This is a genomic window from Rhodothalassium salexigens DSM 2132, assembly GCF_004341375.1.
In the GTDB taxonomy this organism is placed as follows: Bacteria; Pseudomonadota; Alphaproteobacteria; order Sphingomonadales; family Rhodothalassiaceae; genus Rhodothalassium; species Rhodothalassium salexigens.
Map to the genome: position 1 here is coordinate 34678 of NZ_SLXO01000010.1, position 23908 is coordinate 58585.

General features: G+C 66.6%; 18 protein-coding genes and 4 tRNA genes. 20 read left to right on the forward strand and 2 right to left on the reverse strand.

What is annotated here, in order from left to right:
* Nucleotides 1-114: 114 nt before the first annotated feature.
* Nucleotides 115-190: transfer RNA gene (locus tag EV659_RS12205), tRNA-Thr, on the reverse strand.
* Nucleotides 191-372: 182 nt separating this feature from the next.
* Between EV659_RS12205 and EV659_RS12210 the strand changes: the two genes are divergently transcribed.
* The 4 genes from EV659_RS12210 to EV659_RS12225 all read left to right on the forward strand — a co-directional run bounded on the left by EV659_RS12210 (nucleotide 373) and on the right by EV659_RS12225 (nucleotide 3747).
* Entirely contained in the window at nucleotides 373-990 is a 618-nt protein-coding gene (locus tag EV659_RS12210) for an ATP-dependent Clp protease proteolytic subunit (RefSeq protein ID WP_165878878.1), read from the forward strand.
* 527 nt (nucleotides 991-1517) lie between these two features.
* Nucleotides 1518-1889 (forward strand): GntR family transcriptional regulator, encoded by a 372-nt coding sequence (locus EV659_RS12215; protein WP_420877581.1) that lies wholly within the window; start codon nucleotides 1518-1520, stop codon nucleotides 1887-1889.
* The gene (locus EV659_RS12220; protein ID WP_132709177.1) at nucleotides 1886-2821 is read left to right on the forward strand and encodes an ABC transporter ATP-binding protein; all 936 of its coding nucleotides are present in this window, start codon (nucleotides 1886-1888) and stop codon (nucleotides 2819-2821) included. Before EV659_RS12215 ends, EV659_RS12220 begins: the two co-directional genes overlap by 4 nt.
* Entirely contained in the window at nucleotides 2818-3747 is a 930-nt protein-coding gene (locus EV659_RS12225) for an ABC-2 transporter permease (RefSeq protein WP_132709178.1), read from the forward strand. The genes EV659_RS12220 and EV659_RS12225 overlap by 4 nt, the downstream gene beginning before the upstream one ends.
* Nucleotides 3748-4001: 254 nt before the next feature.
* Here the strand turns inward: EV659_RS12225 and EV659_RS12230 are convergent, their stop codons facing one another.
* Complete coding sequence (locus EV659_RS12230) at nucleotides 4002-4874, reverse strand: TrmH family RNA methyltransferase (protein WP_132709179.1); 873 nt, start codon at nucleotides 4872-4874, stop codon at nucleotides 4002-4004.
* A gap of 201 nt (nucleotides 4875-5075) precedes the next feature.
* Here EV659_RS12230 and EV659_RS12235 point away from each other — a divergent pair, with 201 nt between their 5' ends.
* The 16 genes from EV659_RS12235 to rpoC all read left to right on the forward strand — a co-directional run bounded on the left by EV659_RS12235 (nucleotide 5076) and on the right by rpoC (nucleotide 23559).
* Nucleotides 5076-7187, forward strand: a complete 2112-nt coding sequence (locus EV659_RS12235; RefSeq protein WP_165878879.1) for a TonB-dependent receptor — start codon at nucleotides 5076-5078, stop codon at nucleotides 7185-7187.
* A gap of 2 nt (nucleotides 7188-7189) precedes the next feature.
* The gene (locus EV659_RS14730; protein WP_165878880.1) at nucleotides 7190-7483 is read left to right on the forward strand and encodes a hypothetical protein; all 294 of its coding nucleotides are present in this window, start codon (nucleotides 7190-7192) and stop codon (nucleotides 7481-7483) included.
* On the forward strand, nucleotides 7483-9231 hold the full coding sequence (locus EV659_RS12240; protein WP_165878881.1) for a PepSY-associated TM helix domain-containing protein: 1749 nt from the start codon (nucleotides 7483-7485) through the stop codon (nucleotides 9229-9231). The genes EV659_RS14730 and EV659_RS12240 overlap by 1 nt, the downstream gene beginning before the upstream one ends.
* Nucleotides 9228-9503, forward strand: coding sequence for a hypothetical protein (locus EV659_RS12245; protein ID WP_132709182.1), 276 nt, complete (start codon nucleotides 9228-9230; stop codon nucleotides 9501-9503). Before EV659_RS12240 ends, EV659_RS12245 begins: the two co-directional genes overlap by 4 nt.
* A 79-nt stretch (nucleotides 9504-9582) precedes the next feature.
* Nucleotides 9583-9667, forward strand: a tRNA-Tyr gene (locus EV659_RS12250).
* A gap of 90 nt (nucleotides 9668-9757) precedes the next feature.
* A tRNA-Gly gene (locus EV659_RS12255) sits at nucleotides 9758-9831 on the forward strand.
* Between the two features lie 122 nt (nucleotides 9832-9953).
* Nucleotides 9954-11144 carry an elongation factor Tu gene (tuf, locus tag EV659_RS12260; protein WP_132709183.1) on the forward strand — a complete coding sequence of 397 codons (1191 nt, stop codon included), beginning with the start codon at nucleotides 9954-9956 and terminating at the stop codon, nucleotides 11142-11144.
* Nucleotides 11145-11357: 213 nt separating this feature from the next.
* Nucleotides 11358-11433 (forward strand) — tRNA-Trp (locus tag EV659_RS12265).
* Nucleotides 11434-11528: 95 nt separating this feature from the next.
* Nucleotides 11529-11726 (forward strand): preprotein translocase subunit SecE, encoded by a 198-nt coding sequence (secE, locus tag EV659_RS12270; RefSeq protein ID WP_132709184.1) that lies wholly within the window; start codon nucleotides 11529-11531, stop codon nucleotides 11724-11726.
* A 4-nt stretch (nucleotides 11727-11730) separates the two neighbouring features.
* Entirely contained in the window at nucleotides 11731-12264 is a 534-nt protein-coding gene (gene nusG / locus EV659_RS12275) for a transcription termination/antitermination protein NusG (protein ID WP_132709185.1), read from the forward strand.
* 103 nt (nucleotides 12265-12367) lie between these two features.
* Nucleotides 12368-12802 (forward strand): 50S ribosomal protein L11, encoded by a 435-nt coding sequence (rplK, locus tag EV659_RS12280; protein ID WP_132709186.1) that lies wholly within the window; start codon nucleotides 12368-12370, stop codon nucleotides 12800-12802.
* A gap of 1 nt (nucleotide 12803) precedes the next feature.
* The gene (rplA, locus tag EV659_RS12285; protein ID WP_132709187.1) at nucleotides 12804-13499 is read left to right on the forward strand and encodes a 50S ribosomal protein L1; all 696 of its coding nucleotides are present in this window, start codon (nucleotides 12804-12806) and stop codon (nucleotides 13497-13499) included.
* A gap of 474 nt (nucleotides 13500-13973) precedes the next feature.
* Entirely contained in the window at nucleotides 13974-14489 is a 516-nt protein-coding gene (gene rplJ / locus EV659_RS12290) for a 50S ribosomal protein L10 (protein WP_200287403.1), read from the forward strand.
* 68 nt (nucleotides 14490-14557) lie between these two features.
* Nucleotides 14558-14935: a 50S ribosomal protein L7/L12 gene (rplL, locus tag EV659_RS12295; RefSeq protein ID WP_132709189.1), complete on the forward strand. Its 378-nt coding sequence runs from the start codon at nucleotides 14558-14560 to the stop codon at nucleotides 14933-14935.
* A gap of 179 nt (nucleotides 14936-15114) precedes the next feature.
* The gene (gene rpoB, locus EV659_RS12300; RefSeq protein ID WP_132709190.1) at nucleotides 15115-19209 is read left to right on the forward strand and encodes a DNA-directed RNA polymerase subunit beta; all 4095 of its coding nucleotides are present in this window, start codon (nucleotides 15115-15117) and stop codon (nucleotides 19207-19209) included.
* Nucleotides 19210-19329: 120 nt separating this feature from the next.
* A complete protein-coding gene (rpoC, locus tag EV659_RS12305) occupies nucleotides 19330-23559 on the forward strand; it encodes a DNA-directed RNA polymerase subunit beta' (RefSeq protein WP_132709191.1) in 4230 nt (1409 codons plus the stop codon).
* Nucleotides 23560-23908: the final 349 nt, after the last annotated feature.

Here is a 23908-nt window from a genome sequence, read left to right on the forward strand (position 1 = left end):
TGCAGGCGGCCGCGCGGCGGCAAGGGCGCCCCGGCCGGATGCCGCGCCTTGGCGGTCGGCGGCTCATCGGCGCCGTCCGCACAACGAATTGGCGTGAGGGAAAACAGAAACGAATGGTGCCGGCAGCAGGACTCGAACCCGCGGCCCTCTGATTACAAATCAGATGCTCTACCAGCTGAGCTATACCGGCCTGCATCTCGGGAGACGCGATGCCGCATGAATAGCAAAGGCCGGCGTGCGATACCAGTGCCGGGTGAGGGCCGGACCGGCCGGCCCGGCCCGGCGCGCGCCTATGCCCTTGCGCTGGAGCGTTCACCCTGCCACATCACACAGAACCCGTTTCCTGAAAACGCAACCGAAATCGAGGACCGCATGACCCACTCGGTGATCCAGAACCGGCCTTCGCTGGACGATGAAGACGAGGAAAAGCCCGACAATCGGGAAACCCCAAATTTCATCGAGAAGCATCTGTTCAAGCGCCGCCACGTGCTGATCACCGGCGGCGTCGACGACAAGCTGGCCCGGGTCACCTGCGAGCGGCTGCTCGCCCTGGCCGCCGAAAGCAGCGACCCGATCAATGTTTTCGTGTCGTCGCCCGGCGGCCACGTGGAATCGGGCGACATGATCCACGACATGATCCGCTTCATCGATTGCCCGGTGCGCACCATCGGCACCGGCTGGGTCGCTTCGGCCGGCGCGCTGATCTTCGCCGCGCCGCCGCGCGAGAACCGGCTGTGCCTGCCCAACACCCGCTTCCTGCTGCACCAGCCCTCGGGCGGCATGGGCGGCTCGGCCACCGACGTGGCGATCCAGGCCGAACAGATCATCAAGATGCGCCACCGGCTGAACCTGATCTTCGCCGAGGCGACCGGCCAGCCGCTGGAGCGAATCGAGAAGGACACCGACCGCGACCATTGGCTGACGCCCGAGGAAGCGCTCGACTATGGCCTGCTCGGCCGCGTGGTGCAGACCACCCGCGACATCGGCTGATCGATCCGAAGTAAGCGGCGCCGCAGCGCGCCCCGACCGTTCGCCCACGCCCCGGCTCACCGCCGGGGCGTTTTTTTTGGTCGCGGGCCGGCCCGTCATCGGGGCGATTTGCGGCGTGCCGGATGGGGTGGACAGGCGGACAGGGGGGCTTGACGTTGCTGCCCCGGTGTTATACATATCTACTACACCAACCAAGCAAAGCGCCGCGCCACCATGTATGGCCCGGTCACGACAGCACCGCCCGATACCGGCCGACCGGGTCGGTATCGGGCCCCGATCAAAGCGGACACCGCGCCCGAGCGGCCGGTGCCCGAGAAGGAGAGACCTCCCATGATCCCCGCTTCCCCTCTGCTGGTTCCCCGCGACGCGCCCGGCGCTCGCTCCTTATCGCGCCGGCTTGGCGGTGGGCCGCGTTCGCGCCCGCAGCCCCGCCCTCTGTTGGCGGAGGCAGCGACCGGCGGGCCGCGCGTTGTGCGTGCGCCTGGCCGGGCGCTGGCCGCCTGATGGGGGAGGGTGCGCCCATGATGCTGTCGCCCGAATGGACCGACGACCAGCCGATCTATCGTCAATTGCGCGACAAGGTGGTGGCGTCGATCCTCGACGGCTCGCTCAAGGAGGGCGAACCCTTGCCGAGCGTGCGCTCGGTGGCGGTGGACTTGCAAATCAACCCGATCACGGCCTCGAAAGCCTATCAGGAGCTGGTGATGGACCAATTGGTGGAGAAGCGCCGCGGCCTCGGCATGTTCGTTATCGACGGCGCGCGCGCAAAACTGCTGGAGGGCGAAAAGCGCCACTTTCTGGAACAGGAATGGCCGCGCATCCTGCAACGCATCGAACAACTGGGCCTGACCGCGGAGGATCTCTTGGCCCGCGCGCCCAAGCCGGGAGACGCTCAATGACCCGTCAAGCCACCGCCAGTTCCGAGCCTGTGGCGCCCGCCGAGGCGGCGGCCGCCGACGCCACCCGGCCGATCGTCCGGGCGCGCGGGCTCGCCAAGCAGTATGGCGACTTCACCGCCCTCGACCATGTGGATTTCGACGTGGCGCCGGGCCGCATCCTCGGCGTCATCGGCGCCAACGGGGCCGGCAAGACGACCCTGCTCAACGCCATTCTGGGGCTGATCCCGCACGAGGGTGAGTTGACCGTGTTCGGCCGCGACCCGGCGCGCGAGCGCGCCGCGCTGATGCGCGACGTGTGCTTCATCGCCGACGTGGCGACGCTGCCCAAATGGATGACCGCCGCCCAGGTGTTCGACTATGTGGAAGGCGTGCACCCCGGTTTCGACCGCACCGTGGCGCTCGACTTCCTGTCGCGCACGTCGGTGCCCTTGTCGAAGAAGATCAAGAAGCTGTCCAAGGGCATGACGACCCAGTTGCACCTGTCGATCGTGATGGCCATCGACGCGCGGCTGTTGGTGCTCGACGAACCGACGCTCGGGCTCGACATCCTGTTTCGCAAGCAATTCTACCGCAGCCTGCTGGAAGAGTATTTCGACGACAGCCGGACGATCATCGTCACCACCCACCAGGTGGAGGAGATCGAGCACATCCTCACCGACGTGATGTTCATCCGCGACGGTCGCATCGTGCTCGAAGCCGAGACCGAGGCGCTGGAGACGCGGTTCGCCCAGGTCAGCGTCGACGCCTGTCACGCCGACGCGCTGCGCGACCTCGGCCCGCTCTATGAAAGCGGTAGCCTGGGTCGCAAGACCTTCGTCTTCGACGGCGCCGACCGCGCCGCGTTGCAACGCTTCGCCCCCCCTCAGCGCATGAGCCTGGCCGACATCTTCGTCGCCACCATGCAGGACGCGCCCAAAGGAGACAGCCAATGAGCCGGTTGACGAAATACGCCGCGTTGGCCCGGCGCGAAGTGCAGGAAACCTGGACCGGCAGCGTGATCACCCCGGCGCTGATCATGGCCGTGGTGGTGCTGGTCACCGTGCTGGCGCTGAGCGCGGTGCCCCAGGGCGGCATCAGCATCGGCGACGAGGGCCCCGACATCAACAGCTTCGCCGAATTGCTGGACCGCGTCGGCCAGGAAGCCGAGGGCGACGAGGACAAGTTGATGTCCACCTTCCTGTTGGGGGTGTCGTTGCCGTTGGCGTTGGCGACCTATTTTATCGTCTTCTTCACCCTGTTGGGCAGCTTGTACGAAGACCGTCGCGACCGCAGCTTCCTGTTCTGGAAGTCGATGCCGGTGTCGGACACCGAGGAGGTATTGGCGCGGTTCCTGGGCGGCGCGCTGCTGCCGTTCGTCACCGTCAATCTGGTGACCCTCGCCGGTCTGCTGGTGCTGTTGGTTTGCGCCACGGTGGTCGGGCTGGCTCAGGGCGCCAATGTGGGGCTGTTGTGGCAAATCGGCCCCTATCTGCAGCTCTGGCTGCTCAGCTTCCCGCTGTTCGTGCTGATGATGCTGTGGATGCTGCCGCTGACCGGCTGGGTGTTGTTCGCCAGTTCGGTCGCCCCGCGCGCGCCGTTCGCCTTCGCGGTGTTGCCGCCGGTGCTCGCCATGGCCATCGAAGGCGTGGTGTTCAACAGCGGCCGGGTGGCCGAATGGCTCGGCCGCCGGATCGTGCCGATGGCCGGGGATGACGGCATCGACGATGTGGACGGCTTCGGCGAGTTCTACGACTCGCTCAGCGCGATGATGCTGGGCGATTGGCTCGATCTGCCGACCATGCCCGAGTTCTACGTGTCGATCCTGGTTGGCGCGGCGTTCATCGCCCTGGCGATCTGGCGCCGCCGTTACACCAGTTGACCATGCCGCCGGGGGTGCCTGCCGCCCCCGGCGTTTTTTCGCTCAGACCCGCACAGCGAGGCCGTCGATGACCAAGCTTCCCGCTCCGCCCCTGACCGCGCCCGACGACGTGCCCGTGGCGCTCATCCGCCATCTTCAGCGCCAGCGCCGACGCGCGCCGCAACGCTGAACCGGCCCTGTACCGGGCGCTCGAAACCCGAGCCGCCCGCCCCAGGCCCCGAAAGACCCGTCCCGCCTTTGTTGCCGGCCGGGTCTTAGGCTCGGCGCGCGCGCGTGACCGCGTAGAGGCTCACCGCGGCGGCGTTGGAGACGTTGAGGCTTTCCACCGCCGGGTCGATGGGGATGCGCGCCAGGGCATCGCAATGCTTGGCCACATTGGGGCGCAGGCCGCGCCCCTCGGCGCCGAGCACCAGTGCGACCGGGCCGGTCTGTGCGGCGGCGCCCTCCAGATCGACCGGCGCCGAGCCGTCGAGGCCGACGCGCCAGAAGCCCGCCTCGGCCAGCGCGTCGAGCGCGCGCGCCAGATTGGTCGCCCGCACCCAGGGCAGTTGTTCGAGCGCGCCCGACGCCGCCTTGGCCAGCGTCGCCGTCTCGGCCGGGCTGTGGCGGTCCTGGGTGACCAGCGCCACCGCCCCGAATGCCAGCGCCGAGCGGAACACCGCGCCCACATTGTGCGGGTCGGTGACCTGGTCGAGCACCATCACCGGGCCGCGGTGCGCCTGCGGCACGCCTTCGGCGGCACTCAGCGCGACGTCGAGGTCGGCGGGCGGCAACGGCTCGCAAGCCAGTGCCAGCCCCTGGTGCGGCACGTCGCTGTCGCCGGCGCCGGCGCGGGCCAGGGTGCGGGTCAGCGCCTCGGGGCTGACCGTTTCCACCGTCAGCGTGCCGGCGATGCCCGCCGGCAGGTCGTAGCGTTCGGCGCCGCGCTCGGTCAGGAGCAACCGGCGTTTGACCCGCTGGCCATTGGCCAGCGCGGGCAGCACCGCGTGGGCGCCGTAAAGCCACAGTGTATCCGGTGCGCTGGGTCGTGACCCGCCGGACTTGACCGGGCGGCGCGCAGCGCGAGGGCGCGGCTGAGGTTTGCCGGGCCGCTTGGGTCGGATGGGAGATGCGGGAGGTCGTGCCATGATCGGCAAGCCTGTGCCCGTTTCCGCGCCCGAAGACAAGAGCGTGTTGCCGGTTTGGGTCTCAGGTGAAAATGACTTGCAATAACAATAACGCCAACGTACCCCTTGGTCGGTCGGATTGATTGAAGGTTCAAGCTAAGCAGGGGTCAGGCGGCGATGTGGGGTCGGGAGAGAGGGACGGTTCGGGGGCTGTTCGGCCTGATGGTCGCCGTGGGTGGCGGGCTGGGGCCGGTGGCGGCGGCGGATGACGTCGAGGCGGGGGCGGACGCCGCAGCGGCTTCGGCGGACCGCCAGCCGATCGAGACCCTGGTGGTCTATGGCGAGCGGGTCGAGCGGCCGCTTCTGGAGGTCCTGTCCGGGGTCACGGTGTTCGACGAGGCGACGCTGGCGCGCGAGACCGGCCGTCATGTAAACCAGTTGCTGAATTTGGCGCCCAATGTGCTGATTGAAAGCATCAGCGAGACGCCGGTGGTGCGTGGTGTCCAGGGCGGCGGGGCCGGCGGCATCGCCACCGGGGCGACCAATGGCTCGCTGCCGCGCCTGACCACGGTGATCGACGGCGTGCCGCAGATCGCCGCGCTGCCGAATTCGTCCTTCTCCGATCTCTACGATGTGAAACGGATCGAGGTGCTGCGCGGCCCGCAGACCACGCTGTTCGGCCGTAATGCGCTTGGCGGCGCGGTGGTGGTGGAGACCAACGACCCGACCTTCGAGCCCGAGGCGGAATTGCACTCGACCCTTGCCTTCGACGGCACCAGCCGGGTGGACGTGTTGGGCGCCGGCGTGGTCTCGGGGCCGCTATGGGCCGACAATCTGGCCGGTCGGGTGATGGTCCAGTACCGCGACGGCGAAGACCCGCGCGACGTGATCGGCGCGCCCGCGGGCGCCGAGACGGGCTTTCTGACCGAGTTCGACGCGCTGCGCGTGCGGGCCAAGCTGCTGGGCCGGGCCAATACCTGGCTCGGCCGTCTGCGGGTCGAGGGTTTGGTGGACTATGAGACCGGGACCACACCCCAGACCCGCAACGATGTGGCGGGGCCGGCGGCGGGCGGCGCACCGTTCGACGATCGGGTGATCCGCTTCGACGGTCCCAATCGGACCTTCGACGTGGCCGCGATCACCGGCGCGGTGGAGGCCGAACTGGTGGTTAGCGACGCCTTTGCCATCGAGTCGCTGACCTCGGTCACCCGCACCACCTTCGAAACGGTGCCCGAACAGGTGTTTCCGAGCGCCTTCGACAGCGCCGAACGGTTCCTTGCCCAGGACCTGATCGCCCGCTTCGGCCGGGCCGCCGACCGGTTGACCGGCCTGGTGGGGTTGGCGTTCGAAGGCCGGGATCAGGAGATCGCGGTGGTCGGCGTGCCGATCAACTCCGACGCCGCGGTCGAGTCGCGGCAATGGTCGGCGTTCACCGATCTGCGTCTGCGCTTGCGCGGTGGGCTGGATCTGGTCGGTGGCGGTCGGCTGCTGTCGATTGCTCAAGACCGGGTCCAAACGATCCGCACCCTGCTGCCGACACCCGGCGGGCCGGTGGCGATCCCCGGCGATACGGCGTTCGACGAGACCGAGACGGTGTTTTTGCCCAGCGTCGGCCTGATCTGGACCTTCGCCGACGCCCACTCCTTGCGAGCCAGTTATCGCGCCGGCTTCAACGCTGCGGGCGCATCGGTCAACGCCTTCACCGGCGTGCCCTTTCGCTTCGACAGCGAGCGGTTGCGCGCCGTCGAGGCGGGCTATCGCGGCCAGGTCTGGGGCGAGCGGCTGACGCTGTCGGCGACCGCCTTTCACTACAGTTACGACGACCAGCAGTTTTTTCTGCAGACGGTACCCGGCGACCTGACCTCCACCATCACCACCAACGTGCCGGACAGTTCGTCCTACGGGCTGGAACTCGACGCCAGCGTCAAGCCGGTCGACAGCGTGACGCTGAGCCTCGGCTTGGGGCTTCTGGAGACCAAGATCGGCCGTGGCCCGGCCTCCAACCCGGCCTTCGACGGCAATGATTTCGGTCGTGATCCGGGCGCCAATGTGACCGCCAGCCTGCTCTGGGCGCCCACGCAGTGGCTCGATCTCGACGGTCAGCTTCGCTATGTGAGCGGCTACTTCCCCGATTTTCAGAACATACCCGGCAGCCAGGTGGGCGATTATGTGCTCGGCGATCTGGGGGCTACGGTGCGGTGGCGGCGCTTCGAACTGCGCGGCTTCGTGCGCAATGTGGCCAACGAGACGGCGTTTCTGCGTCGGGTCGGCGGGTTTGCGGCGTTGGCGCAGCCGCGCACCATCGGGCTGTCGATCACCGCGCAGGTGTTCTAGCCATGGCGACCGCAGACCAGGGGCCGACGCGCCCGCTGTTTCCGCGCCGTCGGCTGCGGTTGGCGCTGGCGGTGCCCGGTGCCTTGGTGGCTGCCCTGGCGGTGACCGCCGGGTTGTCGCTTTACGCCCCGGTGGGCCAGGTGGACCGCATTCTTCTGCCGGTGATCTTGTTCCCGTTTTTGTTTGTCGGTCTGTTTTTCTTTGCGCTGATGGCCCCCCGGGTGCGCTGGGTCGGGCTGGTGTTCGCCCTGCTGATCCTGGGCCATGGTGCGCTGATCGCAAGGGGGCTTGGATAATGGCCAGGACCAGCAGGGCGTTCCGTCAGATGCACGCCATTCACGCCTGGACCGGGGCGGTGACGGCGTTGGCGCTTTATGTGGTCATGCTGACCGGGGCCGTGGCGGTGTTCGCCCGGCATGATCTGGCCGCCTGGGCGGACCCGGCTGTCAACGCCGAGACCGACCCGGGGTTCAGCGCCGAACGGGCCCTGCGCCTCAGCATTGCCCGGTTCCAGGCCGAGACGGGGGCGCCGGCGGGCTCGGCGATCCTGTTCTTCCCCCAGCCGGGGGCGGCGCGCGCCCATGTGAGCATCATGGCCGCAGCCGAAGACGGCGCCGCCGGCCATGACGGCGTCGACTATCGTCTGGACGCCGGCCGGGGTACCGATGCGTCGGCGGTCGTCGGCCGCGCGGCGGGCGATACCGAGCGGCTCTACCAGACCGACTGGACCACGCCGCTCGGGTCGTTTCTGGTCCATCTGCACACCGACCTGTGGCTGCCGCCGCCTTGGGGACGGTATCTGACCGGGCTGTTGGGACTGACGCTGTTGATCTCGGCGTTGTCGGGGCTGGTGATCCATCGGCGCTTGCTGCGCGACGCTTTGCTGCTGCGCTGGCCGCGCGGGCGCTCGGCGCGCTGGCGCGAGGCGCACAAGTCGGTCGGGGCCTGGGGGCTGTTGTTCAACCTGATGATCGGCCTCACCGGTACCTTGCTGAGCTTTGCCGCCGCCTTGTTGCTGCCGATCGTGGCGGTGATCGGCTTTGGCGGCGATGTGGCTGAGGCCGAACGCGTGTTCGTCGGCATTCCGCCGGCCGCCGGTGTTGAGCGCCCGACCGCCGATCTGGACCGCCTGATGGCCGATGTGTCCACCCGAAGCCCCGGGTTTCGCCCGGCGTTCCTGCATGTGCACCATCTGGACGACGCCGCGGCGGTGGTCGACGTGACCGGCTTTGACCGTGGCGCGGTCTCGCAGGCCAAGTATCGCTTCGACGGCGCGACCGGCGCGTTCCGGTCTCGGCTCGACGGTCTGGCCGACGATGCCGCCCTGTCCAAGACGCTCGCCATGCTGTTGAGCCTGCATTTCGGCAATTTCGGCGGCGGCTTGGTCAAGGCCGCCTGGGCATTGTTAGGCGTTGCCTCGGCGGGCTTGGTGTTGAGCGGCCTGATGAGTTGGGTGGAACGCCGCGGCCGTCTGGTCGCCGGGCCGGTCGGATCGGCAGCCGGCGCGCGCCTGGCGGCGCCTTTGGCAGCGCAGGCCGGAAAACCGGCCGGGAGACGGGCCGGGGCACCGGCCGGGACACCGGGCAGGGCGCCATCGGGGCGCGGCTATGGTCTGCTCGCCCGGCTGGCCGGTGGTGTGGGCGTCGGCGTGCCGCTGGGCCTTGCCGGCGTCATGGCCGCAGCCCACCCGATGGCGGCGCTGACCCCGTCGAGCGCGGCGGCGACGGGGGCGCTGACCCTCGTGTTCTGGTCACTGGTGGCGCTCGCCTGCGCGCTGGCCATCGCCCTTCGCCCGCTGGCGTCGGTGCTCGGCGGGTTGTTGACCGCCGTGGCGATCTGTTTGCTGGCGGCGGTGGTGGCGCGCGGGTTTCTGGCCGGGGTCTGGCCTTGGCACAGTCTCGCCGAGGCCCGTTGGAGCGTCGTCATGACCGATCTGGTGTTGGTCGGGCTGAGCGGCGGGCTTGCGTGGGCCGGCCTGCGTCTGGCCCGGCTTGGTCTGGCCCGGAGGGCGGCCGGCGAGCGGGCCGGGGCGGTCGTGCCATGACCGGTTGGGTGGCCTGGATGCTGGTCTTGGGCGGGCTTGGCCTGGCGGTGCGGGTCCGTCGCCGCTCGCCGCGGTCGGCGCTGTGGCGGGTGGCGGCCTGGGCCGGGTCGGGGCTGGCCCTGGCGGTGGCGGCAGGCCTGTGGATCGGTGCTCTGGGCGTCGAGGTGGGACTGGTCGTCTGGCTGGCGCTGGTGCCCTTGTCGGCGTTGGCGGTGGTGGCGCTGTTCGGCCGCCGCGGACCGCGCCGCGCAGAAAAACCTGACGGCTGGTGATCTTGTTGTGTTGACAACCCAGCCCCATTTTCTTAGACGACACGCCCTGACGCTGACCCAATCGGGTTCGCGCCACTCTGGAGGGGTGGCTGAGCGGTCAAAAGCAACGGACTGTAAATCCGTCGGGTTTCCCTACGCAGGTTCGAATCCTGCCCCCTCCACCAAGTCCCTTCCCCGAGACATCCGCTCGGGACGTTGTACGGGAAGGCTGATGCGGGTATCGCGGCGGACGGCGCGGTGCCCGGCTCGTGTATGCGGGTGTAGCTCAATGGTAGAGCCCCAGCCTTCCAAGCTGGTGGTGTGGGTTCGATTCCCATCACCCGCTCCAATCGCCGTCCACCGCTCCGGCGTCGCCGGGCAACGACGCAAAACCCAAGGGGCCGCTCCGGCCCAGGATTGAACCGTAGCTAGGCGCCGCGCGCCGCAGAGAAGAAGGGCACGAGCAGGGCGATGTCCAAAGAGAAGTTTGAACGCGATAAGCCGCACTGCAATATCGGCACGATCGGTCACGTCGACCACGGCAAGACCACGCTGACGGCGGCGATCACGAAGGTTCTGTCGGAGACGGGCGGGGCGACGTTTTCGGACTACGCCAACATCGACAAGGCGCCCGAAGAGCGCGAGCGCGGCATCACGATTTCGACCGCGCACGTGGAGTACACCACGGACAAGCGCCACTATGCGCACGTGGACTGCCCGGGTCACGCCGACTATGTGAAGAACATGATCACGGGTGCGGCGCAGATGGACGGGGCCATTCTGGTGGTTTCGGCGGCCGACGGCCCGATGCCGCAGACGCGCGAGCACATTCTGCTGGCCCGTCAGGTGGGTGTGCCTGCGATCGTGGTGTTCCTGAACAAGGTGGACCAGGTCGACGACGAAGAGCTCCTGGAGCTGGTCGAGCTGGAAATCCGCGAACTGCTGAGCGACTACGAGTTCCCCGGCGACGACATTCCGATCGTCGCGGGGTCGGCGCTGGCCGCCCTTGAGGGCCGCGATGCCGCCATTGGTGCCGAGAAGATCCAGGAACTGATGGCGCAGGTGGACGAGTATGTGCCGCAGCCGGAGCGTCCGGTGGACAAGCCGTTCCTGATGCCGATCGAGGACGTGTTCTCGATTTCGGGTCGCGGCACGGTGGTGACCGGCCGGGTCGAGCAGGGGATCGTGAAGGTTGGCGAGGAAGTGGAAATCGTCGGTCTGAAGGACACCAAGAAGACCACGGTGACCGGTGTTGAGATGTTCCGCAAGCTGCTCGACCAGGGCGAAGCGGGCGACAATATCGGTGCGCTGCTGCGCGGTGTGGCGCGCGACGACGTGGAGCGCGGTCAGGTTCTGGCCAAGCCGGGCTCGATCACGCCGCACACCAAGTTCAAGGCCGAGACCTACGTGCTGACCAAGGAAGAAGGCGGCCGTCACACGCCGTTCTTCGGCAACTACCGGCCGCAGTTCTACTTCCGGACCACGGACGTGACCGGGTCGGTGACGCTGCCCGAGGGCACCGAGATGGTGATGCCGGGCGATAACGTGACGCTGGAAGTGGAACTGATCGCGCCGATCGCCATGGACAGCGGCCTGCGTTTCGCGATCCGCGAAGGCGGCCGGACCGTCGGCGCCGGCGTCGTCGGCGACATCATCGAATAAGCCAGCCGGCCAACCGGTCGCATCCGTGCGGGTGCGACCGGCTGGTAAAAAAGGGGCTTGACAGCGCGTCGATCGCGCTTCAGTCATACGCTCCTTGTCGGTCTGGGGCGGCGGCGGTCGTTTGTTCCAGACCTTTGATTTTCGGGCCGTTGCCTCGGGTTGTCGTGCCAGACGGGGCGGCGCCCTGAGCCGGGCCGGAACGCCGGGTCTTGGAGGAGTGTAGCTCAATTGGTAGAGCACCGGTCTCCAAAACCGGGGGCTGGGGGTTCGAGTCCCTCCACTCCTGCCACCTTGATCCAGGCAGTTCGGCAGCGGCACCGCGCACGCCCGGCCCGTGCGAGACGGGCGTTGGGGCCCGAAGGCCGGCGAAGAAGGAAGTAATCGATGGCACGCACCAGCCCGGCTGAATTCGTTCGGCAGGTTCGCCAGGAAATGAACAAGGTGACGTGGCCGACCCGCAAGGAGGCTACGGTTTCGACCATCATGGTGCTGATCATGGTGTTCGTCATGATGTTGTTCTTCCTGGGCATCGACTCGGTCTTTTCGTGGGCCATTCAGTATATTCTGGGCCTGGGGAATTAAGCCGATGGCGACACCGCGCTGGTACATCATTCACGCCTATTCGGGCTTCGAGGAAAAGGTCGCCGCGTCGATTCAGGAGCGTGCGCTCCAGCACGGCCTGGACCAGTTGATCGAAGAGGTCACCGTGCCGACCGAAGATGTGGTCGAGGTGCGTCGCGGTCAGAAGCGGACGGTCAAGAAGAAATTCTTCCCCGGCTATGTGCTGGCCAAGATGGTGATGACCAACGAGACCTATCACGTGGTCAACGAAACGCCGAAGGTGACCGGCTTTCTGGGCCCGCAAGGCAAGCCGACGCCGATCACCCAGGCCGAAGCCGACCGGATTCTCAATCAGGTGACCGAGGGCGTGGAACGGCCGCGCCCGTCGGTCCATTTCGACATTGGCGAAGAGGTGCGCGTCACCGACGGCCCGTTCTCCAGCTTCAACGGCCAGGTCGAGGACGTGGACGAGGAGCGCGCCCGGCTCAAGGTGTCGGTGTCGATCTTCGGTCGCGCCACGCCGGTGGAACTGGAATACAGCCAGGTCGAAAAGGTTTGATGCGGCGCGCCGGCCCGGGTTTCGGGTCGGCGGTGCATGACTTGCGTGGCAGGCTCGCCATAGCCGGACCACGCCCCTTCAACCCTGTCGAAGGACGAGAGGAATGGCAAAGAAGAAGATTAAGGGGTACCTGAAACTTCAGGTCCCGGCGGGTGCCGCCAACCCGTCGCCGCCCATCGGGCCGGCGCTCGGTCAGCGTGGCCTGAATATCATGGAATTCTGCAAGGCGTTCAATGCCGCCACGCAGGACCTGGAAAAGGGCATGCCGATCCCGACCATCCTGACCATCTATCAGGATAAGTCGTTCACGTTCGAGACCAAGACGCCGCCGGCGACCTACTATCTGAAGAAGGCCGCCAAGATCAACAAGGGCGGCAAGGAGCCCGGCCGCGCGGTGGCTGGTACGGTGACCGCCGACCAGGTGCGCGAGATCGCCGAGGCCAAGCTCAAGGACCTGAACGCCAACGATGTGGACGCGGCCATGCGCATTGTCGCCGGCTCCGCCCGGTCGATCGGCCTGAAAGTGGAGGGCATGTAAGATGGCACGGCGCTCCAAACGTATGCAGAAGCTCCACGAGGGGCTGGACCTGACCAAGACCTACACGCTCGCCGACGCGCTGCAGGTGCTCAAAGAGCGCTCGGGCGTCAAGTTCGACGAGACGGTCGAGGTGAGCATGAACCTCGGCGTCGACCCGCGCCACGCCGACCAGATGGTGCGCGGCGTGGTCGCGCTGCCCCACGGCACCGGCAAGACCACCAAGGTGGCGGTGTTCGCCAAGGGCCCGAAGGCTGAGGAAGCACAGGCCGCCGGTGCCGACGTGGTCGGCGCGGAAGACCTGGCGCAGCAGGTGCAGTCCGGCGACTTCGATTTCGACCGGGTGATCGCCACGCCGGACATGATGGCCGTGGTCGGCAAGCTGGGCAAGATCCTCGGGCCCAAGGGCCTGATGCCGAACCCCAAGCTCGGTACCGTGACCATGGACGTCAAGGCGGCGGTGGAAGCCGCCAAGGCCGGCCAGGTGCAGTTCCGGGTCGAGAAGGCCGGGATCGTGCACGGCGGCGTGGGCAAGCTCAGCTTCGACGCCGACAAGCTGCTGGAAAACGCCAGTTCGTTCGTGGACGCGATCATCAAGGCCAAGCCCTCGGGCGCCAAGGGCACCTACGTCAAGAAGGTGTCGGTGTCGTCGACCATGGGCCCGGGCCTGACCATCGACGTTTCGAGCCTCGGTCAGTAAGGCCAAGGGGGCTCGCCCGGGCGGCGCCTGACCCAGGCGCCGGCTGGTAAGGAACGCTTCGTCGGGCGCGCTGCGCTCGCGGGGCCGGACCGGAGGATCGGGGGCGCTGGCCGTCGGTCCTCCACACTGTCCAAGAACCCAGGTGTGCCCGGGCGCCGCGTGCGACGATGGCGGGGCAGGGGCACTTAATCAAGGTCGTCTCGCGGGGCGGCCGGCCTGGATGAGACGGGGTATCGGAACGGCGTCGGCCGGTGGGGCATCAAGCCCCGCTTGAAGGCGCCACCCGCGGTGTCCGATCGGTCGGGGCCTGCTGTCGAGCGGCACCCGCTTCCGCCGGGCGCACGGGGACATCCGATGGGATCTCCCGTGGGCAGCAGCGGATCGGCCGGGACGGTACGCCGTCCCGCCGGAGCTCAAACGACCGGGAAGCAAAGTCCCCATGGGGGCCGCTTCCCACAGAGTTGGAGACGTTCTGTGGATAGAGCCCAAAAACGGGAGTTGGTGTCGGACCTGCACGACGTCTTCTCGTCCGCGGGCGTTGTGGTGGTGACCCACTACAGCGGCCTGAGCGTGGCGCAGATGACCGACCTGCGGAGCCGCATGCGCGACGCCGGCGCCAGCTTCAAAGTGACCAAAAACCGGCTCACGCGTCTCGCCTTGGCTGACACGCCGGTGGAATCGGTGTCGGACCTGTTTACCGGTCCGACGGCGATCGGCGTGTCGGACGATCCCGTCGCCGCGCCCAAGGTGCTGGCCAAGTTCGCCAAAGAGAATGACAAGCTGATCATTCTCGGCGGTGCGCTCGGCGAGACCCGGCTCGACGAAGCCGGCGTCAAGGCGCTGGCCGAACTGCCCTCGCTCGACGAGCTGCGCGGCAAGCTGGTGGGTCTGTTGCAGACCCCGGCGAGCCGGGTGGCCCAGGTGCTGCAAGCGCCGGGCGGGCAGGTGGCGCGTGTGCTGTCAGCCTATAGCGAAAAAGACGCGGCGTAAGCCGAGACCGATGACCGGGCCTCGGGCAATGATGAACGCCCAGAGGCACTCGACCTGGAGTGAAAAGAATGGCCGATCTGGAAAAGCTTGTTGAAGACCTGTCGAACCTGACCGTGATGGAAGCCGCCGAGCTGTCCAAGCTGCTCGAAGAGAAGTGGGGCGTGTCGGCGGCCGCTCCGGTCGCCGTGGCCGCGGCCGGTGCGCCGGGTGCCGGTGGCGAAGCCGCTGAAGAGCAAACCGAATTCGACGTGATCCTGGCCTCGGCCGGCGACAAGAAGATCAACGTGATCAAGGAAGTGCGCGGCATCACCGGCCTGGGCCTGAAGGAAGCCAAGGCGCTGGTGGAAGAAGCGCCGAAGCCGGTCAAGGAAGGCGTGTCGAAGGACGAAGCCGAAGAGCTGAAGAAGAAGCTGGAAGAAGCCGGCGCGACCGTCGAGCTGAAATAGGCTTGGGTCGTCCGAACCAGCATACCGGTTCCCGGGGCTGGGAGCGCGCGTCGCTTCCGGCCCCGGGCCGTTGTCTGACGGTCGTCGGGAGCGTGGTCCGCCCGGCTTGAGCCGTTTTTGGACCACCGGCGTGGCCGCAGCCGTAAACCCAGGGCGGCACCAGCAAGCGAGGGCGAAGCATGGCGATCTCTTTCACGGGTCGGAAGCGGGTACGCAGAAATTTCGGTCGGATCGAAGAAGTGACGAAGATGCCCAACCTCATCGAGGTGCAGCGGGCGTCTTACGATCAGTTCCTCAAGCCCCATCCGAGCGAGGAGGAACGGCTGGCGTCGGGCCTGGAAGAGACCTTCCGCTCGGTGTTCCCGATCACCGATTTTTCCAACACCGCGTCGCTGGAATATGTGCGCTATGAGTTGGAAGACCCCAAGTACGACGTGGAAGAATGCCAGCAGCGCGGGCTGACCTATGCCGCCCCCCTGCGCGTGACGCTGCGCCTGATCGTCTTCGAGGTCGACCCTGAGACCGAGTCGCGCTCCGTGCTCGATATCAAGGAGCAGGACGTCTATATGGGCGACATGCCGTTGATGACCGACCACGGGACGTTCATCGTCAACGGCACCGAACGCGTGATCGTCAGCCAGATGCACCGCTCGCCCGGCGTGTTCTTCGACCATGACCGCGGCAAGACCCATGCCTCGGGCAAGCTGCTGTTCGCCGCCCGCGTCATTCCCTATCGCGGCTCGTGGCTCGATTTCGAATTCGACGGCAAGGACCTGGTCAATGTGCGCATCGACCGGCGGCGCAAGCTGCCGGCGACCACGCTGCTCTATGCCCTGGGCTTCAACGCCGAGGAAATCCTCGGCCATTTCTACGAGGTCGCCACGTTCAAGCGCGACCCCAATGGCTGGCAGGTGCCGTTCCGCTTCGACGCCTGGCGCGGTGCCAAGCCCGATTTCGACCTGATCGACGCCGCTTCGGGCGAGGTGATCGCCGAGCAGGGCCAGAAGATCACCCCGCGCCTGGCGCGTAAGATCGAGCAGTCGGGCGTCGAACGGGTGATCGTGCCCGAGGCCCGGGTGATGGGCCGCTATGCCGCCTTCGACGTGATCAACGAGTCGACCGGCGAGATCTATGTGGAGGCCGGCCAGGAGATCACCGAAGAGATTTTGGCCAAGCTTTATGAGGCCGGCGTCGAGGATCTCGGCGTGCTGGAGATCGACCACACCAATGTGGGCCCGTGGATGCGCAACACCCTGGCCGCCGACAAGGTGGAGACCCAGGACGGCGCCCTGGCCGAAATCTACCGGGTGATGCGCCCGGGCGAGCCGCCGACCAAGGAAACCGCCGAGGCGCTGTTCGCCGGCCTGTTCTTCGACAGCGAGCGTTATGATCTGAGCTCGGTGGGCCGGGTCAAGATGAACATGCGCCTGGGGTTGGATGTGGACGATACCGTGCGCGTGCTGCGCAAGGACGACATCCTGGCGGTGGTCAAGACGCTGGTGGCGCTCAAGGACGGCAAGGGCGAAATCGACGATATCGACCATCTGGGCAACCGGCGCGTGCGCTCGGTGGGCGAGCTGATGGAAAATCAGTACCGCATCGGCCTGCTGCGCATGGAACGCGCGATCCGCGAGCGGATGAGCTCGGTGGATATCGACACCGTGATGCCGCACGACCTGATCAACGCCAAGCCGGCGGTCGCCGCGGTGCGCGAATTCTTCGGTTCGTCGCAGCTCAGCCAGTTCATGGATCAGACCAACCCGCTCGGCGAGATCACCCACAAGCGGCGCCTGTCGGCGCTCGGTCCGGGCGGGCTGACGCGCGAACGCGCCGGCTTCGAGGTGCGCGACGTGCACCCGACCCACTATGGCCGGATCTGCCCCATTGAGACGCCCGAAGGCCCCAATATCGGCCTGATCAACTCGCTGGCCACCTACAGCCGGGTCAACAAGTACGGCTTCATCGAGACCCCCTATCGCCTGGTCAAGGACGGCCATGTGACCGACGAGGTGGTCTATCTGTCGGCCATGGAAGAAGGCGGCCACGTGATCGCCCAGGCCAATGCCGACCTCAACGACGACGGCACGTTCGTCAACGACCTGGTGTCGACGCGCTCGAACGGCGAATACGCCATGAGCCCGCGCGACACCATCACGTTGATGGACGTGAGCCCCAAGCAACTGGTGTCGGTGGCGGCGTCGCTGATCCCGTTCCTGGAAAACGATGACGCCAACCGCGCGCTCATGGGCTCGAACATGCAGCGCCAGGCGGTGCCGGTGGTCAAGGCCGAGGCGCCGTTCGTCGGCACCGGGATCGAAAAGGATGTGGCGCAGGATTCGGGGGCTGCGCTGGCGGCGCGCCGGGCTGGCATTGTCGACCAGGTGGACGCCAACCGGATCGTCATCCGCGCCACGGAAGAGGTGGACCCGGGCGAGTCGGGCGTTGACATCTATCGGATGAAGAAGTTCCAGCGGTCGAACCAGAACACCGCCATCAACCAGCGCCCGCTGGTCAAGGTGGGCGACCGGGTGGCCAAGGGCGACATCATCTGCGACGGCCCGTCCACCGATCTGGGCGAACTGGCGCTGGGCCGCAACGTGCTGGTCGCGTTCATGCCCTGGAACGGTTACAACTTCGAAGACTCGATCCTGATCTCCGAGCGGATCGTCAAGGAAGACGTGTTCACCTCGATCCACATCGAGGAATTCGAGGTGATGGCCCGCGACACCAAGCTGGGCCCCGAAGAAATCACCCGCGACATTCCCAATGTGGGCGAAGAGGGCCTGCGTAACCTGGACGAAGCCGGCATCGTCTATATCGGTGCCGAGGTGCACCCGGGCGATATCCTGGTGGGCAAGATCACCCCCAAGGGTGAAAGCCCGATGACCCCGGAAGAGAAGCTGTTGCGGGCGATCTTCGGCGAAAAGGCGTCGGACGTGCGCGACACCTCGCTGCGCCTGCCGCCCGGCGTGTCGGGCACCATCGTCGAGGTGCGGGTGTTCAACCGCCATGGCGTCGACAAGGACGAGCGCGCGGTGGCCATCGAACGCGCCGAGAAGGAGCGCCTGAAGCAGGACAATGACGACGAACGGCTGATCCTGGAGCGCAACATCTATTCGCGCCTCAAGCCGCTGTTGCTCGGCAAGACCGTGGTCAAGGGCACCAAGGACCTCAAGAAGGGCCAGGAGGTGACCGCCGAGAAGCTCGACGAGTTGGTCAAGGTCGAATGGTGGTCGATCGCCGTCGACGACGACGAGGCCATGGCCACGGTCGAGGCGCTCAAGAAGCAGTTCGACGAGTCCAAGAAGGCCCTGCAGCGCCGGTTCGAAGAAAAAGTCGAAAAAATCGAACGGGGTGACGAACTGCCCCCGGGCGTGCTAAAGATGGTCAAGGTGTTCGTGGCGGTGAAGCGCAAGTTGCAGCCGGGCGACAAGATGGCCGGCCGGCACGGCAACAAGGGGGTGATCTCGCGCATTCTGCCGCAGGAGGATATGCCTTTCTTGGAAGACGGTACACCGGTCGACATCGTGCTCAACCCGCTGGGCGTGCCCAGCCGGATGAACGTCGGGCAGATCCTGGAAACCCACCTTGGCTGGGCCAGCCGGGGGATCGGCCGACGCATCACCGATGTGCTGGAACAGGTCAAGGCATCCAAGGCCGAGCCCGAGGCGCTGCGCCGGGAACTGGCCCAGGTCTATTCCGAGAAGCAGTATGCGGAAGAGATCGCGCCGCTCGACGACGCGGACATCGTCGAAATGTCGGGCAATCTGACCTCGGGCGTGCCGTTTGCCACTCCGGTGTTCGACGGCGCCAAGGAAGACGATATCGTCGACATGCTGGAGCGCGCCGGCCTCGATGCCTCGGGCCAGGTGGATCTGATCGACGGGCGCACGGGCGAGAAGTTCGACCGGCCGGTGACCGTGGGCTATATCTACATGCTCAAGCTGCATCACCTGGTGGACGACAAGATCCACGCCCGCTCGATCGGCCCCTACAGCTTGGTCACCCAGCAACCGCTGGGCGGGAAGGCGCAGTTCGGCGGTCAGCGCTTCGGCGAGATGGAAGTGTGGGCGTTGCAAGCCTATGGCGCGGCCTACACGTTGCAGGAAATGCTCACCGTCAAGTCGGACGACGTGGCCGGGCGGACCAAGGTCTATGAGGCGATCGTCAAGGGCGACGACACGTTCGAGGCGGGCATTCCCGAATCCTTCAACGTGCTGGTCAAGGAAATGCGCTCGCTGGGCCTCGACGTGTCGCTCAAGGGCGAAGGGTAAGCCCCCGTGCCGGCCGGCCGCCGGGGGCTGCGCCCCGGCCTGACCGGCCCTCATATACTCTGCCGCGGGTGGCGCGTCCGCCCGCGGGTTTGCTGAGCCTCAGACTGAGAGCAAACGGCTATGAACCAAGAATTGATGAATCTGTTCAGCACGGGTCAGAAGGCGGATACCTTCGACGAGATCCAGATTTCGATCGCCAGCCCGGACAAGATCCGCTCCTGGTCGTTCGGCGAGATCAAGAAGCCCGAAACGATCAACTACCGGACCTTCAAGCCCGAACGCGACGGCCTGTTCTGTGCCCGCATTTTCGGTCCGATCAAGGACTATGAGTGCTTGTGCGGCAAGTACAAGCGGATGAAGTATCGCGGCGTGATCTGCGAGAAGTGCGGCGTGGAAGTGACCTTGAGCAAGGTCCGCCGCGAGCGCATGGGCCATATCGACCTGGCCGCCCCCGTGGCCCATATCTGGTTCTTGAAGTCGCTGCCGAGCCGCATCGGTCTGCTGCTCGACATGACGCTCAAGGACCTGGAGCGGGTGCTCTATTTCGAGAATTATGTGGTCACCGAGCCCGGTCTGACGCCGCTCAAGCCGCTGCAACTGCTCTCGGAAGAAGATTTCTATCGCGCCCAGGACGAATATGGCGAGGACGCCTTCACCGCCGGCATCGGCGCCGAGGCGATCCGCAAGCTGCTCGAAGAACTCGACCTGGAGGCCGAGCAGACCAAGCTGATCCAGGAACTGGCCGAGACCAAGTCGGAGCTCAAGCCGAAGAAGATCGTCAAGCGGCTCAAGGTGATCGAGGCGTTCCTCGAATCCGGCAACCGGCCCGAATGGATGATCCTCACCGTGATCCCGGTGATCCCGCCCGAGTTGCGCCCGCTGGTGCCCTTGGACGGCGGCCGGTTCGCGACCTCGGACCTGAACGACCTGTATCGCCGGGTGATCAACCGGAACAACCGCCTGAAGCGGCTGATCGAATTGCGCGCGCCCGATATCATCATCCGCAACGAAAAGCGGATGCTGCAGGAATCGGTCGATGCGCTGTTCGACAACGGCCGGCGCGGGCGCACCATCACCGGTGCCAACAAGCGGCCGCTGAAGTCGCTGTCCGACATGCTCAAGGGCAAGCAGGGCCGGTTCCGTCAGAACCTGCTGGGTAAGCGGGTCGACTATTCCGGCCGGTCGGTGATCGTGGTCGGGCCCGAGCTCAAGCTGCACCAGTGCGGGCTGCCCAAGAAGATGGCGCTCGAACTGTTCAAGCCGTTCATCTACAGCCAGCTCGACAAGCGCGGCATCGCCACCACCATCAAGCAGGCCAAGAAGCTGGTGGAGAAGGAGCGCCGCGAGGTCTGGGACATCCTGGCCCAGGTGATCCGCGAGCACCCGGTGCTGTTGAACCGCGCGCCGACCCTGCACCGTCTGGGCATCCAGGCGTTCGAGCCGGTGTTGATCGAAGGCAAGGCGATCCAGTTGCACCCGCTGGTCTGCGCGGCGTTCAACGCCGACTTCGACGGCGACCAGATGGCCGTGCACGTGCCGCTGTCGCTCGAAGCGCAGCTCGAAGCGCGGGCGCTGATGATGTCGACCAACAACATCCTCAGCCCGGCCAACGGCAAGCCGATCATCGTGCCGAGCCAGGACATCGTGCTGGGTCTCTATTACATCACCATGATGGCCGAGGGCGAGCCGGGCGAGGGCATGGTGTTCTCCAGCCTCGACGAGATCGAGCAGGCGCTGGAGACCAAGGTGGTTTCGCTGCACACCAAGATCCAGGCCCGCTTCGACACCGTGGACGAGAACGGCGAGCCGGTGGTGCGCCGGGTCGAGACCACGCCGGGGCGGATGATCCTCGCCCAGCACCTGCCGCGGCACCCGCGGGTCAGCATCGATCTGATCAACAAGCTGTTGACCAAGAAGGAAATCTCCGAGGTCATCGATACCGTCTACCGGCACTGCGGCCAGAAGACCACGGTGCTGTTCGCCGACGCCATCATGGGCCTCGGCTTCCGCCAGGCGTGCAAGGCCGGGATTTCGTTCGGCAAGGACGACATGGTCATTCCGTCGGCCAAGGAAGACCTGGTCAACAAGACCAAGGAACTGGTCAAGGAATATGAAGAGCAATACCAGGACGGTCTGATCACCCAGGGCGAGAAGTACAACAAGGTGGTCGATGCCTGGGCCCAGTGTACCGACAAGGTCGCCGACGAGATGATGAAAAAGGTCTCGGCGGTGGAGAAGGACCCGGAGAGCGGGCGCCAGAAGCCGGTCAACTCGATCTACACCATGGCCCACTCCGGGGCCCGGGGCTCGCCGGCGCAGATGCGTCAGCTGGCCGGTATGCGCGGGCTGATGGCCAAGCCGTCGGGCGAGATCATCGAAACGCCGATCATTTCGAACTTCAAGGAAGGCCTGTCGGTGCTGGAGTACTTCAACTCCACCCACGGCGCGCGGAAGGGTCTGGCCGATACGGCGCTCAAGACCGCCAACTCGGGGTATCTGACCCGGCGTCTGGTGGACGTGAGCCAGGACTGTGTGGTCAACGAGATCGACTGCGGCACCGAGGACGGGCTGACCGTCGGCGACGTGGCCGACGGCTCGGACGTGATCGTGCCGCTGGCCGACCGCATTCTCGGCCGCTCGGCCGCCGGTGACGTGCTGCACCCCAAGACCGGCGATGTGATCGTCGGCTCGGGCCAGCCGATCAACGAGGCCGAGTTGGACGCCATCGCCGAGGCGGGGCTGACCGAGGTCAAGATCCGGTCGGCGCTGACCTGTCAGACCAAGGGCGGCATCTGTGCCACCTGCTACGGGCGCGACCTGGCGCGCGGCACGCCGGTCAATATCGGCGAAGCCGTGGGCGTGATCGCGGCGCAGTCGATCGGCGAGCCGGGCACGCAGCTGACCATGCGCACCTTCCACATCGGCGGGGCGGCGACGGTGAACGAGCAGACCTCGCTCGAAGCGCCGGTCGCCGGTACGGTCAAGCTCGGCGAGGGATCGGTGGTCACCGACAGCCGCGGTCGCGACGTGGTGATGAGCCGGACCATGATTCTGACCCTCGTCGACGAGGACGGGCGCGAGCGCTCGCAGCACAAGCTCAGCTATGGCGCGCACCTGTCGGTCAAGGACGGCCAGGCGGTCGACCAGGGCGAGAAGCTGGTCACCTGGGACCCCTATACGATCCCGATCCTGACCGAAAAGTCGGGCGTGGCGCGCTATGTGGACCTGATCGAGGGTCTGTCCATGCGCGAGGTGGTCGACGAGGCCACCGGCATCACGTCCAAGGTGGTCAGCGACTGGCGCTCGGCGCCCAAGGGCTCGGACCTGCGCCCGCGCATCACCCTGCGCGACGACAATGACGAGGTGGTGCAACTGGCCAATGGCACGGAAGCGCGCTACTTCATGTCGGTGGACGCCATTCTGTCGATCGAGGACGGCGACCGGGTGCAGGCCGGCGACGTGATCGCCCGGATCCCGCGCGAGGCGGCCAAGACCCGCGACATCACCGGCGGTCTGCCGCGGGTGGCGGAACTGTTCGAGGCGCGCCGGCCCAAGGACCACGCGATCATCGCCGAGGCCGACGGCTATGTGGAGTTCGGTCGCGACTACAAGAACAAGCGTCGCATCATCATCCGCCCGAAGGACGACAGCCTCGACCCGTTCGAATATCTGGTGCCCAAGGGCAAGCATATCGACGTGCGCGAGGGCGACTTCATCCACAAGGGCGAGTATCTGATTGACGGCAATCCGGCACCGCACGACATCTTGCGGGTCATGGGCGTCGAGGCGCTGGCCGAGTATCTGGTCGAGGAGATCCAGGAGGTCTATCGGCTGCAGGGCGTGAAGATCAACGACAAGCACATCGAGGTGGTGGTCCGCCAGATGCTGCAAAAGACCGAGATCACACACCCCGGCGACAGCACCTTCCTGCTCGGCGAGCAGGTGGACCGCGAGGAGTTCGAGGAGGCCAACGCCAAGCTGGTGCAGGAAGACCGGACCCCGGCCAAGGGCGAACCGGTGTTGCTCGGCATCACCAAGGCGAGCCTGCAGACGCGCTCGTTCATCTCGGCGGCGTCGTTCCAGGAGACCACGCGGGTGCTCACCGAGGCGGCGACCGCCGGCAAGGTGGACCGCCTGCACGGCCTCAAGGAAAACGTCATCGTCGGCCGCCTGATCCCGGCGGGGACGGGCGCGATGGTCAAGCAACTGCGCTCGGAAGCCGCCGACCGCGACCTGGAATACCAGCGCACCCACGGGGCGCCGGTGGTCGAGGCGCCGGCCCTGCCGGCCGAGACCGGCGAGGGCGCGGGCGATGGCGGCGGTGCGTCTGAGTCGTCGGCCGATCTCTGAGCCGACTCTCTCCCGCGGCGGCACGCCGCGTTATCATGGCAACGTCGGGGCCCGGTCCCGGCGTTTTCTCTTCCCCCGCCGCGGGCCCGTTCAGGGGCTCGGTCGGCGGCTCTGTCGGCGGTCGGAGCGGCGGTTTTCCGCGGCTTGGCTGTCGGACCGTCCCCTGCCGACGGCGGGGCTGGCGGTTATGACTTTTTTGTTGACTCAGGGTAGGGCCAACCATATGGTTCGCCCCTCGCTCGGGCCCGGGTGGTAGCCGATCGCGCTAGACGCCGGGCAGGACGAGCTGCTGAAGAGACAATCGAACCGCATCGTGCCGAGGGCCAGTCGGCAGGGACGGCCTCCCTCC